The sequence below is a fragment of the Citrobacter sp. MGH103 genome, assembly GCF_001034475.2.
In the GTDB taxonomy this organism is placed as follows: Bacteria; Pseudomonadota; Gammaproteobacteria; order Enterobacterales; family Enterobacteriaceae; genus Citrobacter; species Citrobacter freundii.
Genome location: NZ_CP073043.1, coordinates 3,751,890 through 3,766,968 on the forward strand (window position 1 = coordinate 3,751,890; position 15,079 = coordinate 3,766,968).

The 15,079-nt window shown below is 49.0% G+C and carries 13 protein-coding genes; 5 read left to right on the forward strand and 8 right to left on the reverse strand.

Annotated elements, in window-relative coordinates; translation table 11 throughout:
* Positions 1 to 78 precede the first annotated feature (78 nt).
* From foxA to SK33_RS18150, 3 genes are all read right to left on the reverse strand, one after another.
* Complete coding sequence (gene foxA, locus SK33_RS18140; protein WP_102190811.1) at positions 79 to 2,187, reverse strand: ferrioxamine B receptor FoxA; 2,109 nt, start codon at positions 2,185 to 2,187, stop codon at positions 79 to 81.
* 121 nt (positions 2,188 to 2,308) lie between these two features.
* The gene (locus SK33_RS18145) at positions 2,309 to 3,292 is read right to left on the reverse strand and encodes a helix-turn-helix transcriptional regulator (protein ID WP_048219564.1); all 984 of its coding nucleotides are present in this window, start codon (positions 3,290 to 3,292) and stop codon (positions 2,309 to 2,311) included.
* Between the two features lie 124 nt (positions 3,293 to 3,416).
* Positions 3,417 to 4,322 (reverse strand): LysR substrate-binding domain-containing protein, encoded by a 906-nt coding sequence (locus tag SK33_RS18150; protein WP_048219565.1) that lies wholly within the window; start codon positions 4,320 to 4,322, stop codon positions 3,417 to 3,419.
* Between the two features lie 109 nt (positions 4,323 to 4,431).
* Between SK33_RS18150 and SK33_RS18155 the strand changes: the two genes are divergently transcribed.
* On the forward strand, positions 4,432 to 5,061 hold the full coding sequence (locus tag SK33_RS18155; RefSeq protein WP_016149658.1) for a LysE family translocator: 630 nt from the start codon (positions 4,432 to 4,434) through the stop codon (positions 5,059 to 5,061).
* A gap of 101 nt (positions 5,062 to 5,162) precedes the next feature.
* On the opposite strand, the gene SK33_RS18160 is transcribed toward SK33_RS18155, so the two are convergent.
* The 4 genes from SK33_RS18160 to pepT form a co-directional block, all read right to left on the reverse strand.
* The gene (locus tag SK33_RS18160) at positions 5,163 to 5,399 is read right to left on the reverse strand and encodes a hypothetical protein (protein WP_003838687.1); all 237 of its coding nucleotides are present in this window, start codon (positions 5,397 to 5,399) and stop codon (positions 5,163 to 5,165) included.
* Positions 5,400 to 5,495: 96 nt separating this feature from the next.
* Complete coding sequence (locus SK33_RS18165) at positions 5,496 to 6,125, reverse strand: DUF2913 family protein (protein ID WP_032937024.1); 630 nt, start codon at positions 6,123 to 6,125, stop codon at positions 5,496 to 5,498.
* A gap of 322 nt (positions 6,126 to 6,447) precedes the next feature.
* A complete protein-coding gene (gene dcuC, locus SK33_RS18170) occupies positions 6,448 to 7,809 on the reverse strand; it encodes a C4-dicarboxylate transporter DcuC (RefSeq protein WP_048219566.1) in 1,362 nt (453 codons plus the stop codon).
* Complete coding sequence (gene pepT / locus SK33_RS18175; RefSeq protein ID WP_003021259.1) at positions 7,806 to 9,062, reverse strand: peptidase T; 1,257 nt, start codon at positions 9,060 to 9,062, stop codon at positions 7,806 to 7,808. Before pepT ends, dcuC begins: the two co-directional genes overlap by 4 nt.
* A gap of 1,106 nt (positions 9,063 to 10,168) precedes the next feature.
* Here pepT and SK33_RS18180 point away from each other — a divergent pair.
* From SK33_RS18180 to SK33_RS18190, 3 genes are all read left to right on the forward strand, one after another.
* Positions 10,169 to 11,149, forward strand: coding sequence for an IS5-like element ISKpn26 family transposase (locus SK33_RS18180; RefSeq protein WP_000019445.1), 981 nt, complete (start codon positions 10,169 to 10,171; stop codon positions 11,147 to 11,149).
* A 430-nt stretch (positions 11,150 to 11,579) separates the two neighbouring features.
* Positions 11,580 to 11,837, forward strand: a complete 258-nt coding sequence (locus SK33_RS18185) for a YjhX family toxin (RefSeq protein ID WP_003021255.1) — start codon at positions 11,580 to 11,582, stop codon at positions 11,835 to 11,837.
* A 10-nt stretch (positions 11,838 to 11,847) separates the two neighbouring features.
* Positions 11,848 to 12,594 carry an SAM-dependent methyltransferase gene (locus SK33_RS18190; RefSeq protein ID WP_048219568.1) on the forward strand — a complete coding sequence of 249 codons (747 nt, stop codon included), beginning with the start codon at positions 11,848 to 11,850 and terminating at the stop codon, positions 12,592 to 12,594.
* A gap of 56 nt (positions 12,595 to 12,650) precedes the next feature.
* Here the strand turns inward: SK33_RS18190 and SK33_RS18195 are convergent, their stop codons facing one another.
* Positions 12,651 to 13,214: a DJ-1/PfpI family protein gene (locus tag SK33_RS18195; protein ID WP_003830885.1), complete on the reverse strand. Its 564-nt coding sequence runs from the start codon at positions 13,212 to 13,214 to the stop codon at positions 12,651 to 12,653.
* A 403-nt stretch (positions 13,215 to 13,617) separates the two neighbouring features.
* Here SK33_RS18195 and SK33_RS18200 point away from each other — a divergent pair, with 403 nt between their 5' ends.
* Positions 13,618 to 14,730: an agmatine deiminase family protein gene (locus tag SK33_RS18200; RefSeq protein ID WP_032948622.1), complete on the forward strand. Its 1,113-nt coding sequence runs from the start codon at positions 13,618 to 13,620 to the stop codon at positions 14,728 to 14,730.
* Positions 14,731 to 15,079: the final 349 nt, after the last annotated feature.

Sequence of the window (15,079 nt, forward strand, 5' to 3'; positions counted from 1 at the left end):
GCGCTACGCTCATCAGGCATACAATTTGCACGCTGCACCAGGCCGGATAAGGCGCCAGCGCTGCATCCGGCTAAAACATCAGAATTTCCAGGACACACTGCCGACAATGCTGCGCTCGGCGCCAAAGTAGCAGTATGAGAGAGAGTTACAGGCCGCAACGTAGCGCTTGTCGGTCAGGTTGTTAACGTTCAGCTGCGCGCTCAACCCATTAATACCGATATTCGTTAAGTCGTAACCAATCACCATATCCACCAGTGTGTATGACGGCAGGGTGTGAGTATTCAAGCGATCGCTGGTAATACCGTTAACGTAGCGCACGCCTGAACCCAACGTCAGACCGTCCAGCGGACCACTTTTTACATCGTAGCTCAGCCAGGCACTGGCCTGGTTACGCGGGGCGTACACTGCGCGCTTGCCCTGCTCTTCCGGGCTGCTTTTCTTATAGCGAATGTCGGTATAGGTATACGCCGCCTGCAAACGTAAGCTATCCGTCAGTTGGCTAATTGCCTCCAGCTCCACCCCTTCAGATTCAATTTCCCCAATCGAGCGGTATGGATCGGTCGGCTCTTCTTTAGTGGCTATATTCGTCTGATTGATACGGAACACCGACGCGCTGAACTGACTGTTAAGTCCTTCCGGCTCATATTTCAGCCCGGCTTCCCACTGCTTGCCTTTCATCGGGTCCAGCAGATTACCGTTCTCATCGGCAAAACTGGTGGGCGTAAAGGCAGTGGAGTAACTCACGTACGGCGCAAAGCCGTTATCGAACAAATAGAGCAACGCGGCGCGGGTGCTGAAGTTGTTTTTATCCAGATCGCTGCGAGTATCCTTGATCTTATCAATGTTAGAAACGCTGACCTGATCGTAGCGACCACCGAGCGTAATACGCCAGCGATCCCATGACATCTGATCCTGCAAATAGTAACCCGTCTGTCGCAGCTTGTGTTTCTCACGCGCATACATGTCGATGTAATCAGGCTTCGCGCCGTACACCGGATTAAAGGCGTCAATCGGGGGGAAAGCGCCGTAGTAACCGGTAGTATTGTTGCTGCGATCCTGATAGTCGATCCCCACCAGCAAACGGTGGTTTACCTGCCAGGTATCAAAGCTGCCGTCGAGCTGGTTATCCAGCGTAATCGCCGACATTTTTTCATCGGAGCCGGAGTAGCCGCGATTAAGCTCGGTTTCATTCAACCAGCCCGCCGCATACACCTGGTTCAGCTCAACGTCGGTATGCAGATAGCGCAGCTTTTGCCGCACCGACCAACCGCTATCAAACATATGCTCAATGTTGTAGCCCACCATGTTTTCACGGCGATCGTATTTGTCATAATCATCCTCGCCTTCGTAAAAGGTATTGGAGATCTTTTGCCCGTAATGCGGAACCACGGTGCCGTCATACGGCAGACCGGAGTGGCTTCCGCCTTCCGGGTCACGGTGCAGATAGGCCATCAGATCCAGACGCGTCTGGTCGGTGATACGCCAGGTCAGGCTGGGCATCAGCGCGTAACGTTCTTCCTTCAATGGACCAAACTGCGAGTCTGCGTAACGCGTCATCCCGCTCAATCGCGCCGCCACTCGATCGTTATCATCCAGCGCCCCGGTGACGTCAAACGCCGCGCCGCGCTGGTTATTGTTGCCGGCAAACAGCTTCACTTCACCGCCCGCATCAAACGACGGCTTGCGTGAGGTCAGCGCCACAATACCGCCCGGGGAGGAACGGCCATACAGTACGGAAGCCGGGCCACGTACGACTTCGATATCTTCGAGGAACCACGGATCAACCACCAGCGAGCTGTGTGAGTTGGTGTCGCCCATCATCTTCAGACCATCGAGATAGACGTTATCCAGGCTCCCGTCAGAAAAGCCACGCAGCACGATGTAGTCGAAGCGGTTGGAGGCGCCAATCTGATTGCTGTACACCCCCGGCGTATAGCTGACAGCCTGGCGCACGCTGGTTGCGCCTTGCTCTTCAAACTGTTCACGGGTAACGATCGATACCGACTGCGGCGTTTCAATATCCGGCGTGGCAAGCTTCGTGGCCCCGCTCTGCATCTGCGAGGTGACAACCACCGTATCGTTTTTTGTTGTTTCCTGCGCCAGCAGAGGAAAAGCCACGCTGCCGGTCACCCATCCCACCAGCAGCGCCAAGCGAGTCTTCGCGAACATGAATATCTCCAAAGGCATGTCTAATTGTAAGTGAGAATTATTACCTTTTTGCTGACGGAGATAGCTATGCCGGATGCCAGGTTGCCTATGCGCAGTGCCAAATTGTCAGGAAATCACGTGCGTAAAACGCAAATATGGATTAGCAAGGTTTGAGTAAATCGCCGGGCGAAAAGCCGTAACGGCGACGAAAAGCGGTAGAAAAGTTGGTAGCGTGCTGATAACCCGACATCCAGGCCGCCTGCTGTACGCTATATCCTTCCAGTAGATAGCCGCGCGCATGTTCCAGACGGCAATCGCGCAGGTAGTCGAATACCGAACAGCCATAGGCTGCACGGAACTTACTGCGCAGGCTGCTGGGGCTCATCGCCGCGCGTTGGGCCAGTTCATTAAGGGTGTAGTCATTTTCGGGACTCTCCTCCAGCAGTCGGCGAACGACCTCCAGCCGCTGCTGCTCACCGCTCGTCGCAAGACGTTTACCGCTCTCGACCTGACACATGCTGAGACCATGACCGAACAGTTGTAATATCAGCCCTTCCAGCATCAGCTGACGAGAAACATGGCTAATCGTACTCTGCTGCGCGTACTGCAGTCCGCTGAGTAAAAACCCCGGTACCTGCCAGATAAGCGTCGGCGTCTGGCACCTTTCCCACTCGCGCATCAACGATTCAAGCAACCCCTTGCGATACGCGCCGTCGGGATATAAACCGAGCGATAATGTCCGGAGTTTACAATCAGCATGATGACGGGCACGCATCGTCTGGTGCTCACTCAGGCGTGAGCTAAACGCCATGCCGGAGCGCACCACATGCTCCTGTCCGTTAAGCGTCAGGATCACGCAGCCTTCCAGAACCACCAGCATATACAGAGGACTGTCGTGGCGAGAGGTGGTTTCGTAGGGTTGCAATACCTGTACGTCGGAGTGCGTCACGCACATCCCGCAGGGGAGAGTCATCTCCTCAATTTCACCTTGCAGAACAGGGCTGCCAGACGGCAAATCCGGTCTTTGTGCCAACAGGGGAAAGCGGTAATCGATCCCGTAGCGCTCACCAAAATCCATAAACTCGCTTACGGAGAAAGTGCGAGCGACGCGTCCGGAGGCATTCAGGGCGGTGGTGTTGTTCATGCTGTCTTCTGCACAGGAAATGGGATTAACGGTTTATAACTGAAGCAACATTACCATTACCTGCACAATACGACAATAATAATGAGAACCATTATCAATATAGGTAATCAGCTAAATAAACAGCTTAATCCAGCCAGTTTAGATCTGCCGAGGAGGCACACGGCGCAGCCTCTTTTAACCAGCGATACAGCAGCTCAATATTTCTGAGCCGTGTTGAAGCCTTTGGCCAGACAAGGTAATACCCCTCGCCAGTCGCCACAGCATCTTTAAACGGTAACGCCAACATCCCTGCCTGAATGGCCGCCAGGCTTAGCAGCAGGTCGGCAACAGACACGCCATGACCACTCATCGCGGCAAGACTACCCTGCTCCAGGGTGTCGAACACTTTGCCTCGCGCAAGATTCAACGTCGGAAACTTCCCAGTGCGTTGCAGCCACCGACGCCAGTCTCGGCGATCCGCTGAGGGATGAATCAGTTCACAGGCAGAAAGATCGCGCTGCGCCTGCACCAGCAGTGCGGGTGAACACACTGGGATAAGCCACTCCTGAAACAGCAACCGGCTGTCGGTATCGTCGCCAAAATGGCCATTCCCTAACAGGATCGCACAGTCATACGGTTCACGACTGAAGGATACCGAATCGGTATCCATCCAGACGCTGGAAATTTCGATCACCGGGGTCGGATGCGCTTCACGGAAAAGACGCAGCACATCCAGAAGCCAGCGCATTGTCAACGTAGACGGCGCTTTCAGCCGTAGCTCATAACTGCTGCTGCGAAAGGCATGACACGCGTGTTCCAGACTCTGAAACCCAGCCGTCAACTGCTGCGCTAACCCTTGGCCAGAAGGTGTTATCTCGATACGCGGGCCGCTGCGGATAAATAGCTCACAGCCAAACCATGCCTCCAGCGTGCGAATATGACGGCTTACCGCGCCCGGCGTCACGTTAAGTTGAATAGCGGCTTTGCTGAACGTTCCCAGACGGGCTGCGGCTTCAAAAGCCCTCAGGGCATACAACGGAGGTAGCGTCATCGTGAGTTTCTATGTTGAGTTTTACTCACAGTAGAGCGCAGTTTTATTCGTTTTTCAATGCGCTACGTAAACGGAATACTGGTGGAAAATATCATCAGGATAATCAGGTATGAATTTCACTTTACTGGCTGCCTATAGCCTCAGCGTAGTAACCCTGCTGTTAACACCGGGTCCTGTCGTGGCGCTGATTACCACCACCGCGGCGCAGCACGGCTATCGCCGGGCTTTTCTCACGCTGATTGGCACTAACGGCGCTTCTTTAGTACTGATTGCTCTGGCTGCACTGATGCTAGCTGGCGTGGTTTCAATCTCTGCGATATGGCTTGGCGTACTGGGTCTTGTGGGATCGTTGTACATCGGAGTGATGGCGATTAACGGCCTGCAGACCAGGGCCTCAAAACCCGGACTGGGTGCGCGAAAGCGCGATAACAGCGGGCTTATCCACGGATTTCTGACCGGGGTCGCCAACCCAAAGGACATTTTGTTTTTCGTAGCTTTTTTCCCCCAGTTCATTGCCATTACGCAAGATTTCACCACCAGCATTCTGACGCTAACGCTGGTGTGGGTTATTTTTGATGTTACGGTGTTGTCTTTTTACATCGTGGTTTTCAAACGCTGGATACCAGCGCGCTTTGCCAGATGCAGCGGTTTTATCTCCTCTCTTTTTCTGCTCGCGGTGGCGGTGTTTGGCATTATTTATAATGTACACGCACTACAAATGCTCTCACCCGTGATGTGATCCTCAACAAATTGTTCAGCCAGACATCTCATCTTGCACCGGGAAGGATAAAATAAGAACAAATCGACATTAATATTATTAATGGATTAATAAGCCCGGATTCAGAAAATATAGACGATAACATTTTCATGGCGTTCAACTGGCACCCTCACCCATGATAACGCATCAACGGCGATAGGTGCCATGTCATTTTCTAAACGAAGTAGAGGTGTATTGTCATCTGGCACAACTGTGCTTTCACCGATCTCAAGAACGCCCCGAAAAGAAATGGACATATTGTCTGACGTATCCGACAACCTTATCCATTCGGTTGTAATCACTAACTTTCGAGTAAACATTCGCTATCCTTTGCGCGTGGTATATATCCGATACTTTCACAAGTAGATCACTACTCTTTGAACAAACAGAAATTTTTCCTCTATATCAATTAAGCATTACTTAACAGAAAGAAAATTGAAATAATGAAACTCATTCGAAATGTGTTTCACAAATTCAACCGGCAGGTTATGTTTGATGAACGTTAACTTTGCAAACTCAACATCGCCGTACACTCGAATACAGAAAGGTTTGACAATCTCGCCCTGCACGCCAAAGCACTCCTGAAGCCGGGCATCATCCATAAAGATAAAGTCACCTTTTCTGACCTTAATACTTTCATGAAGTCCTTGCCACTTCTCTGGAGTGAGCAGAAAGCTCTCCCATCCATTATTTCTCAATACTTCAATCGTATGAGTAAATTTAAAATAGTCGTTTTGCATTGTCACGTCACCACTCGACGTGGCGTACAAATATTCTATTTTAAATTTAAGTTGTGCATTGATGCTTTTTTTCTTCCCCTCATCAATTAGCCACTGAAGCTCACTGACAATACTCTTCGAAAATATTTTTCTTTTTTTGGCAATAGCCAGCCAATGCATAATGAATAGATGCTCTGACATTTTAGAGTAGATCTTATGATCCTTTATTGCGATACCAATTGCAACTAACGCACTCCAGGTAAATGTTTCCAGATCATCCTGATAATGATGTCGTAACGTACTAACTCTTCCAGAATCCCTTACCACTTAAACCTGCCCAAATAAATCGTCATTGTTATTCCACGTTATTCTTGTATTACTCTATTAAAAAATTACTACAACTAAAATCGCCAAAATATGATCCAGGTTAACTTATCCCTATGTAATAAACGTGCAAATACAATACATCAAACTTATTAATCATTAATCCAGAATAGCTCAACAATGTCCAATAAGAATAATGCGATAAAGATAAAAGTTAATAATAATCACCAGTAATCAATATCATCTGCGGTGATGAGAGCTGTAATCAGAAAAAGCAAACTACCGGACATTTAGCAGGCCGGAAGTTTGCTTGTTACAAACGAAGTTAATAGAAAATACCGATGATCAGGGTATGAGTTACAAAGCCCACAATCAGCGGTACGGCGGTACGTTTAACCACATCAAATGGCGTTATTTTCGCCCCACTGGAAACGGCAATCACCACGCCGGAAACCGGTGAAATTGCCCGCCCCATATGTGATGCCTGCTGCATCGGCAGGATCATGGCAACAGCGTTAGCGCCCATACTTGCCGCGATTTGCGGGATCAGCTCAACGAAAGCAAGGAATGGCGCATTACCCGATCCCATAATAATTGCTGCCGCCAGCGTCACCAGCGCAAACACCACCGCCATAGCAAATGGGGGTAATCCCACGTGCTCCGCCATCAGGATTAATTGATCAATGGCACCAATAACTTTAATCCCGTGGGCAAAAACACCTGCCGCAACCAGCAGCCCAACTACCCCGGTAAAGGCGGTGCCCATGCCTTTAAGGAAATGGCTGAATCCTTCGCATACTGACTTTAAATCACGCACCCGCAGCCATTCAATCAACATACAAACAGCCATCGAAATGAGCACAATGGTGATAATATTCAGGTTAATACCACTGACAAACATTTCCGATGATCCCACCGCCATCAGTATCGGAAGCATCGGGAGCAGCGCATAAAAAGCCGGGGCTTTTCCTGAGTCAGTCACCTCAGCGCTACCGATTTCTCTTGGAAGCGTCCCCGCTTTACGGTCGCAATGCCGCTGCCAGAAGAAATGGCAGATGCCGACGACCAGCACGGTTGCCAGCGCTGCGGGTCCCTGGTGGTAAACAACGTATTCCACCACATCCATATTGACCGCTTTAGATCCCCTGATAGCATCGATGGCCGTCGGGGTATATGCCACACCAAGCGAGGTGGCAATAACCCCAGCGGCTGAGGCCGCAGAAAGCCCTAACCCCAGCATAATGGGGAACATCGTCCCCATCAGCAACACGGCTAGCCCGGTGGCGGATGGAATGGCCAACTGCAGGATGCTGGCGAGCAGATAGGAGAAAAATAGAAGCACATAGGGCGAACGCAGCGCGCGCAAAGGTTTCGTCACAACCCGCACAACCGCTTCATTTGCCCCGATATGATCCATGTAATGCGCAAATCCCATGAGCGCCATGATCATCAGGCCGAGATCGGCGGCACGCGTACTAAAGAGATCGCGCATCACCTCGAAAGGATCGAGAAATGAAATCCCCGTACTGGCAACCCCCTTCGGTAATACAGAACCCCATCCGGTTAACGCCGTACAAATCATCAACACCAGGCCAGCAATGAACAACACGGGTTCAGCGCGATAACCTTTCAGGATCAGACGCGCGACCACCACGATCACCAGTAGGGCAATTAACACCTGAATCATGACTGAGCTCTCCCCTGCGCGAACTCAGCAAAGGTTTCCTCAATGACCGCTACCACGACATCGCTGGCGGCCCGCAGTGAACGCACCGGCAGGTATTCATAAATCGAATGAAAGTTATGGGCACCGGTAAAAATATTCGGGCAAGGTAGTCCTTTCTGCGATAACACTGCGCCATCATATCCACCACGCATGGCGACAGGTTGCGGGGTAATGCCACACTTCTGATACGCGCGTAACGCAATATCAATCGGGTAGTGAGCATCGCCCTGCAAGCTATTGAACACATTGGCATAGCGATCGGTTAAATGGCAGACCACGCTGTTTTCTCCCCACAGCGCGCAGGTGCTGACGGCCAGCTGGCGGATATATGCCATACGCGCCTTATACCCCTCTTCGGTAAAATCCCGGATATCCAGCTTAAGTACCGTACGGGCACTGTTACCCTGAAGTTGTTTTACCCAGTAATACCCTTCGCGTCCTTCCGTATACTCAGGCGCCTCTCCTCCGGGCAGCATCGCAATAAACTTATGCGCCATCAGCAGAGAGTTCTTCAGCTTACCTTTGGCCGACATAGGGTGTGCGGACTGGCCGGTAAAGATGATTTCCGCATCACCCGCGTTCCAGTTCTCATAGACAAATTCTCCAATGCCGCAGCAGTCCAGGGTATAGCCAAAATCAGCCCCAAACGCCGCAACATCAAATGCTTTTGCACCTCGTAATCCCTGCTCTTCATCAGGAACAAAACCGACCTTCACCGGCCCATGCTTAATCTCCGGATGTGCGACAAGGTACTCCAGGGCATTCATAATCGCGGCGATGGCGGCTTTATCATCTGCCCCCAACAGACTGGTACCATCCGTCACCAGCAGGTCATCACCGATATAATTTTTCAGTTCTGGAAATTCACTTTCGCGCAGATAAATTTTTAGCTCCTGGTTCAGACACAAATCCCCACCGCTGTAGTGAAGACGTTGTGCTTTTGTGTCCGCAGTCTGTTCCGCACTGGTATCGAGATGACCAAAAAAGGAAACGACAGGGATCGCGTCGTCCGTATTTGCAGGTAATGTCGCTGTCACAATAGCGGTATCCCTGACCTCAATGTTTTCCATTCCTAATGCTTCAAGTTCTACTGCCAGCAGTTTTGCCAGTTCCATTTGACCAGGTGAAGAAGGCATTATCCCATTAGCACCATTTTCCCTTGAGGTCGTGGTATTGATTTTCGTGTAGTTAATAAAGCGTTCAACAATATCCATTCCAGGAGATCCTTTAATGTATCATTTACGAGGTACTGCAAGAGAAGACCTGCATACAGCGTGGGTTGAATAATCTGAGAACAAAATAAAATCAGCACTCATCCCAGAATGCTGACTTTATGGGCATTACGACAACGATTTATAAAAAGGAAGATAAAAAGCCAGTAATTATGCCAGTGATTAAAAGCTCCGTTCTGATTGATAAAATCATATTCCCTGTCTGTTTTTACTGCATTTTCCATGGTGTTAAGCTAACAGAAGTCATAAACGGTATTCGTATATCTAAGAGATAATAAAAATCATTTAGATTCTTGCACCCAATACCGACACAAGATATACCATCGCTATATTTTTTAATGAACGAATGCTGTAACAGCAAAATGCAACCGTTTGCACCTCTCTACAAATAGCCACTTAACGCACTAAAATCCGTGAACAAAATCACAATTATTTCAAAAGCGAGAATTAACATAACGCTGAAAAACAGGCAGTTATAAGAAAAATTATATAATACCATTACAAATAAATATAAAATTACACTATTCACTATAAAATAGATTCATGGCGTTACTATTTCAATAGTAACGTATGATTCACAGAAAAAAATCTGTCGTCATCACTAATGTAAAGCAACAAGAACAATAATATTAAATTATCTATTTATGATGACTATCAAAATAATATACAGAAAAAAAACCTCTCCCCTGAGAAGAGATACAGGGCAGAGGTAATACGGGTGTTAAGGACATTTTTATAGTTTTGATGATAACAGAAGAGCTTCTTGCAGGATTGAGTATACACACTTCATGACGTTAAGAAAATTCCTAAATAGAATTAAAAACAAACACCATTAAAAATTCTTTTTATAATAAAGACCTGTTTATCAAATAAAACAAAATTAAGATAAGAAAAGATTAAATATCACTAATCTATAGTGTGACGCAAGTGAGACCAACTACACATCATTACGACCAATACCGCTACTGAAGATGTCTGAAAATTCAATAAATTTAATACATTCATACACCGCTCAGCTAGGGAAGGTGCGAACAAGTTCCTGATATGAGATCATCATATTCATCCGGAGCGCATCCCAGAGGGACATCATGAGCCATCAACTCACCTTCGCCGATAGTGAATTCAGCACTAAGCGCCGTCAGACCCGAAAAGAGATTTTCCTCTCCCGCATGGAGCAGATTCTGCCATGGCAGAATATGACCGCTGTCATCGAGCCGTTTTATCCCAAGGCGGGCAATGGCCGACGGCCCTATCCGCTGGAGACCATGCTGCGTATTCACTGCATGCAGCATTGGTACAACCTGAGCGACGGTGCCATGGAAGATGCCCTGTACGAAATCGCCTCCATGCGCCTGTTTGCCCGATTATCCCTGGATAGCGCCCTGCCGGATCGCACCACCATCATGAATTTCCGCCACCTGCTCGAGCAGCATCAACTGGCACGTCAATTGTTCAAGACCATCAATCGCTGGCTGGCCGAAGCAGGCGTCATGATGACCCAAGGCACTTTGGTGGATGCCACCATCATTGAGGCCCCCAGCTCTACCAAGAACAAAGAGCAGCAACGCGATCCGGAGATGCATCAGACCAAGAAAGGCAATCAGTGGCACTTTGGCATGAAGGCCCACATTGGTGTCGATGCCAAGAGTGGCCTGACCCACAGCCTAGTCACCACCGCGGCCAACGAGCATGACCTCAATCAGCTGGGTAATCTGCTTCATGGAGAGGAGCAATTTGTCTCAGCCGATGCCGGCTACCAAGGAGCGCCACAGCGCGAGGAGCTGGCCGAGGTGGATGTGGACTGGCTGATCGCCGAGCGTCCCGGCAAGGTAAAAACCTTGAAGCAGCATCCGCGCAAGAACAAAACGGCCATCAACATCGAATACATGAAAGCCAGCATCCGTGCCAGGGTGGAGCACCCGTTTCGCATCATCAAGCGGCAGTTCGGCTTCGTGAAAGCCAGATACAAAGGGCTGCTGAAAAACGATAACCAACTGGCGATGTTATTCACCCTGGCCAACCTGTTTCGGGTGGACCAAATGATACGTCAGTGGGAGAGATCTCAGTAAAAACCGGAAATAACGCCAGAAATGGTGGAAAAAATAGCCTAAATAGGCTGATTCGATGTGTTTGCGGGAAAAAAATCGGCCCAGATCCGCGAAATTTTAATCAGCGAGTCAGCTTGGGAAGAAATGACCTGCTTATTCGCACCTTCCCTAGCTGAGAGTTAAAAAATCATAAAATAAGCTAAACGCAATTTTTAGTCATAGATCACATTTTCCCGACAGGACGATTCCCCTACTCGTCCAGGCTGGTATGATTCAGCAGGTAAATATCTATCAACTCAACCCGAGGCTTTGATGCTGGAGAATGTAATCATCAGATAATCAGCTTACCGACCTTTTCAGGCCGGACTGGTTATCAATGCGCCGAAATCGAATGCGGACACCACTGTGTGTTTGCACGTTTTGCACATGATGATTAAACAGGTTTTCCAGTATGAATTTATCCCGTCAGGAACAACGTACCTTACACGTACTCGCCAAAGGTGGCCGTATTGCTCACGTCCGTGATGCATCAGGTCGTGTCACTTCCGTCGAATGCTATAGCCGCGAAGGGTTACTGCTCTGCGACTGCACGCTCGATGTATTCAAAAAGCTCAGAACGAAAAAACTGATCAAATCCGTCAATGGTCAGCCCTACCGCATCAATACCACTGGGCTGAACAACGTTCGCGCCCAACTGGATAATCGCTAAGGAGAGAGAGATGGATATCCCGAAGATTTTTACAATCAGCGAAAGCGCACATCGCATTCATAATCCATTCACCGCGCAGAAATATGCAACGTTAGGTCAGGTTTTACGGATGGCCCCAGGAACCCGCATCCTGGATCTCGGCAGCGGCTCTGGCGAGATGTTGTGCACCTGGGCACGCGATCATGGAATTTCCGGCGTTGGTATCGATATGAGCCAGTTATTCAGCGAACAAGCCACCCTGCGGGCAAGTGAATTGGGCGTCGCTGAGCACGTGCGTTTTATTCATGCCGATGCAACAGGTTATATCGCCGAAGAAAAATTCGATATTGCCGCCTGCGTTGGTGCAACCTGGATTGCCGGCGGCGTGGCCGGAACGGTCAAACAGCTGGAACAAAGTCTCAAATCAGGCGGGATGCTGCTCATCGGCGAACCGTACTGGCGTCAGATACCCGCAACGGAGGAGATCGCTAAGTCTTGCGGCGCGACCTCAGTGACTGATTTCCTCTCTCTGCCAGAACGCGTTTCGTCTTTCGACCAGCTCGGTTATGACGTGGTTGAAATGGTACTGGCGGACCAGGAGGGTTGGGACAGATACGAGGCGGCAAAATGGTTGACGATGCGCCGGTGGCTGAAGGCAAATCCGGACGATGAGTTTGCCGTCGAAGTCAGAGAGCAACTGAGAAGTTCACCAGCACGCCACGTTACCTTCACCCGGGAATATATCGGGTGGGGCGTGTTCGCACTCATGCAGAGGTAATATATCCTGTCGGTATAGCCAGGCTGGTTATACCGACTTTTTCATCTCATCGTCGCTTACTTCATTAATACTTCAACAAATTTAGCTAACCATTGCGGATGCGCGGGCCATGCTGGTGCCGTCACCAGATTGCCATCAACGTGGGCCTGATCAATGCCAATATCGGCATAATGTCCACCGCTCAGACGGACCTCAGGCGCACAGGCCGGATAAGCGCTACAGGTCCGGTTTTCTAACACTCCCGCCGCCGCTAATAGTTGGGGCCCATGACAAACCGCAGCGATAGGCTTACCGGCAGTGTTGAAATCTTGCACCAGCTTAATGACATCTGGATTCAGTCGAAGATATTCCGGAGCACGCCCGCCGGGGATCAACAGAGCATCGTAATCGGCGGCCCGCGCCTCGGCAAAATTCGCATTCAACGTAAAACGATGTCCCGGCTTTTCACTGTATGTCTGTGCCCCATCAAAATCGTGAATGGCGGTTTGAACGTAGTCACCCTGACTTTTATCCGGACAGACGGCATCCACACGATGCCCAAGCATTTGCAAAGCCTGAAAAGGCACCATTGTTTCATAATCTTCGACATAATCTCCGACCAGCATCAGTATCTTCTTCATTCACATCCCCCACTCATGGTTATTAATGATGAGAAATAACGGCCATCTTTACTATAGTCCACACGGTTCATGGCATTAATAAATACAACAGAACAATCGGTCAGATCACAATCCGCGGCAAGGCCCGTCTGACGAGGCTTCAGAGCCTACGGCGTGACACATGTTCATGCTGATAAATATAAATTATATATAAATATATAGTTGAGAAATTTTAATAGTAGTCAATTTCACTCATAATATAAAACGAAGAGATTGCAACGAATATCTCCTGTGATATATTCCGCATGAAACTTATCCGCAATCAATTCATTTGTTATTCAATATTTAAAATACGCAGAACATTAACTATCTATTATTATTTTATTCATCCAATATCAGATAAATATACGTAAAGGTTAATCCTATGATGACAAGACGTTCGTTCGTCTGGCAAGGTTTGGTGACTTCAACGAGTATGCTACTCGCCGGTATGACAGGCATCAGTTTTAGCCAATTTGCCCGCGCAACAGAGGACCGCCGCTGGCAAATGCCGGATGAAGGCGCACCGCATGCGGCAACCTGGATGGCGTTTGGTGCCAGTGCGGAGATCTGGGAGCCTCATCTGCTACCGGTGGTGCAGGAAAACCTGGCGCTAGTTGCTAAAACCATCGCCGCATTTGAACCCGTAAATATGTTGGTACGCGAAGAAGACGGCGAACTCGCCGCGCGTCTGTGCGGACCGTCGGTCAATCTTCTGGTTCACCCGATAGACGATCTGTGGATCCGCGACACCGGGCCGGTGTTTGTGAAAAGCGCCAGCGGTGCGCTCGGCGGTGTGGGATTTAATTTTAACGGATGGGGCAATAAGCAAGAGCACGAACGTGATGCCGATGTGGCTGAATTCGTTACTGATTACGTTCATACCGAGTTCATCCGCTCGGCGCTGACTCTGGAAGGTGGCGGTATTGAGGTAGACGGCGAAGGCACGGCGATTATTACCGAGAGCTGCGTGCTTAACTCCAACCGTAATCCCGGCGTCAGCAAAGCCGAATGCGAAGAAGAACTTAAGCGACTGCTAGGTCTGGAGAAAATCATCTGGTTGCCGGGTATTGCCGGCAAGGATATTACCGACGGCCATACAGATTTTTATGCCAGGTTCACGCATCCGGGTACGGTGGTGACAGGTCTTGAGCAGGATCCGTCGTCCTTTGATTACGCGATCACCCGACGTCATCTGGACATATTACGAGCCGCCACGGATGCCAAAGGCCGACGGTTGAAGGTCGTCACGCTGGAAGGACCTTCTACCATCCGCCAGACTTATGCGAGTGATGATTTTGCCGCAGGGTATATCAATTTTTATCTGTGTAATGATGCCGTCATTGCACCACAATTTGGCGATAAGCGCACCGATCGTAATACCCATGCTATTTTGCAGGAGCTGTTTATCGATCGTGAAATTATACAACTGAATATTGATGGCATTGCGGCTGGCGGCGGCGGCATTCACTGCGCGACACAGCAGCAACCTCGTTAATGATTAACAATTGAGTGTATTGTGGGAAGGTGGGGAAACTCACTTTCCCGCCAATATCATAATAATTCCTTTAGAAGGATGCCTGCATAGGTTAATTTTTAATAAACAAAGTGCTCAATTAACATTTATGAAATAAACACCATTAAAAAATAACATTTTAATAGCTTTTATCGATCTTTCGTGGTATTTATGATCTGCCAAACCTATCGATAAAATCTATCAAAAGATTTATATTGATCGTTTTTATCGATCGTCCATTCTGTCTTAAATAATGGCTACTGACGGAATTTTTATTATCAGCACAGCCATAAAGATTGTTCTTCCCTGCGTTGTGAAACACACGGAAATT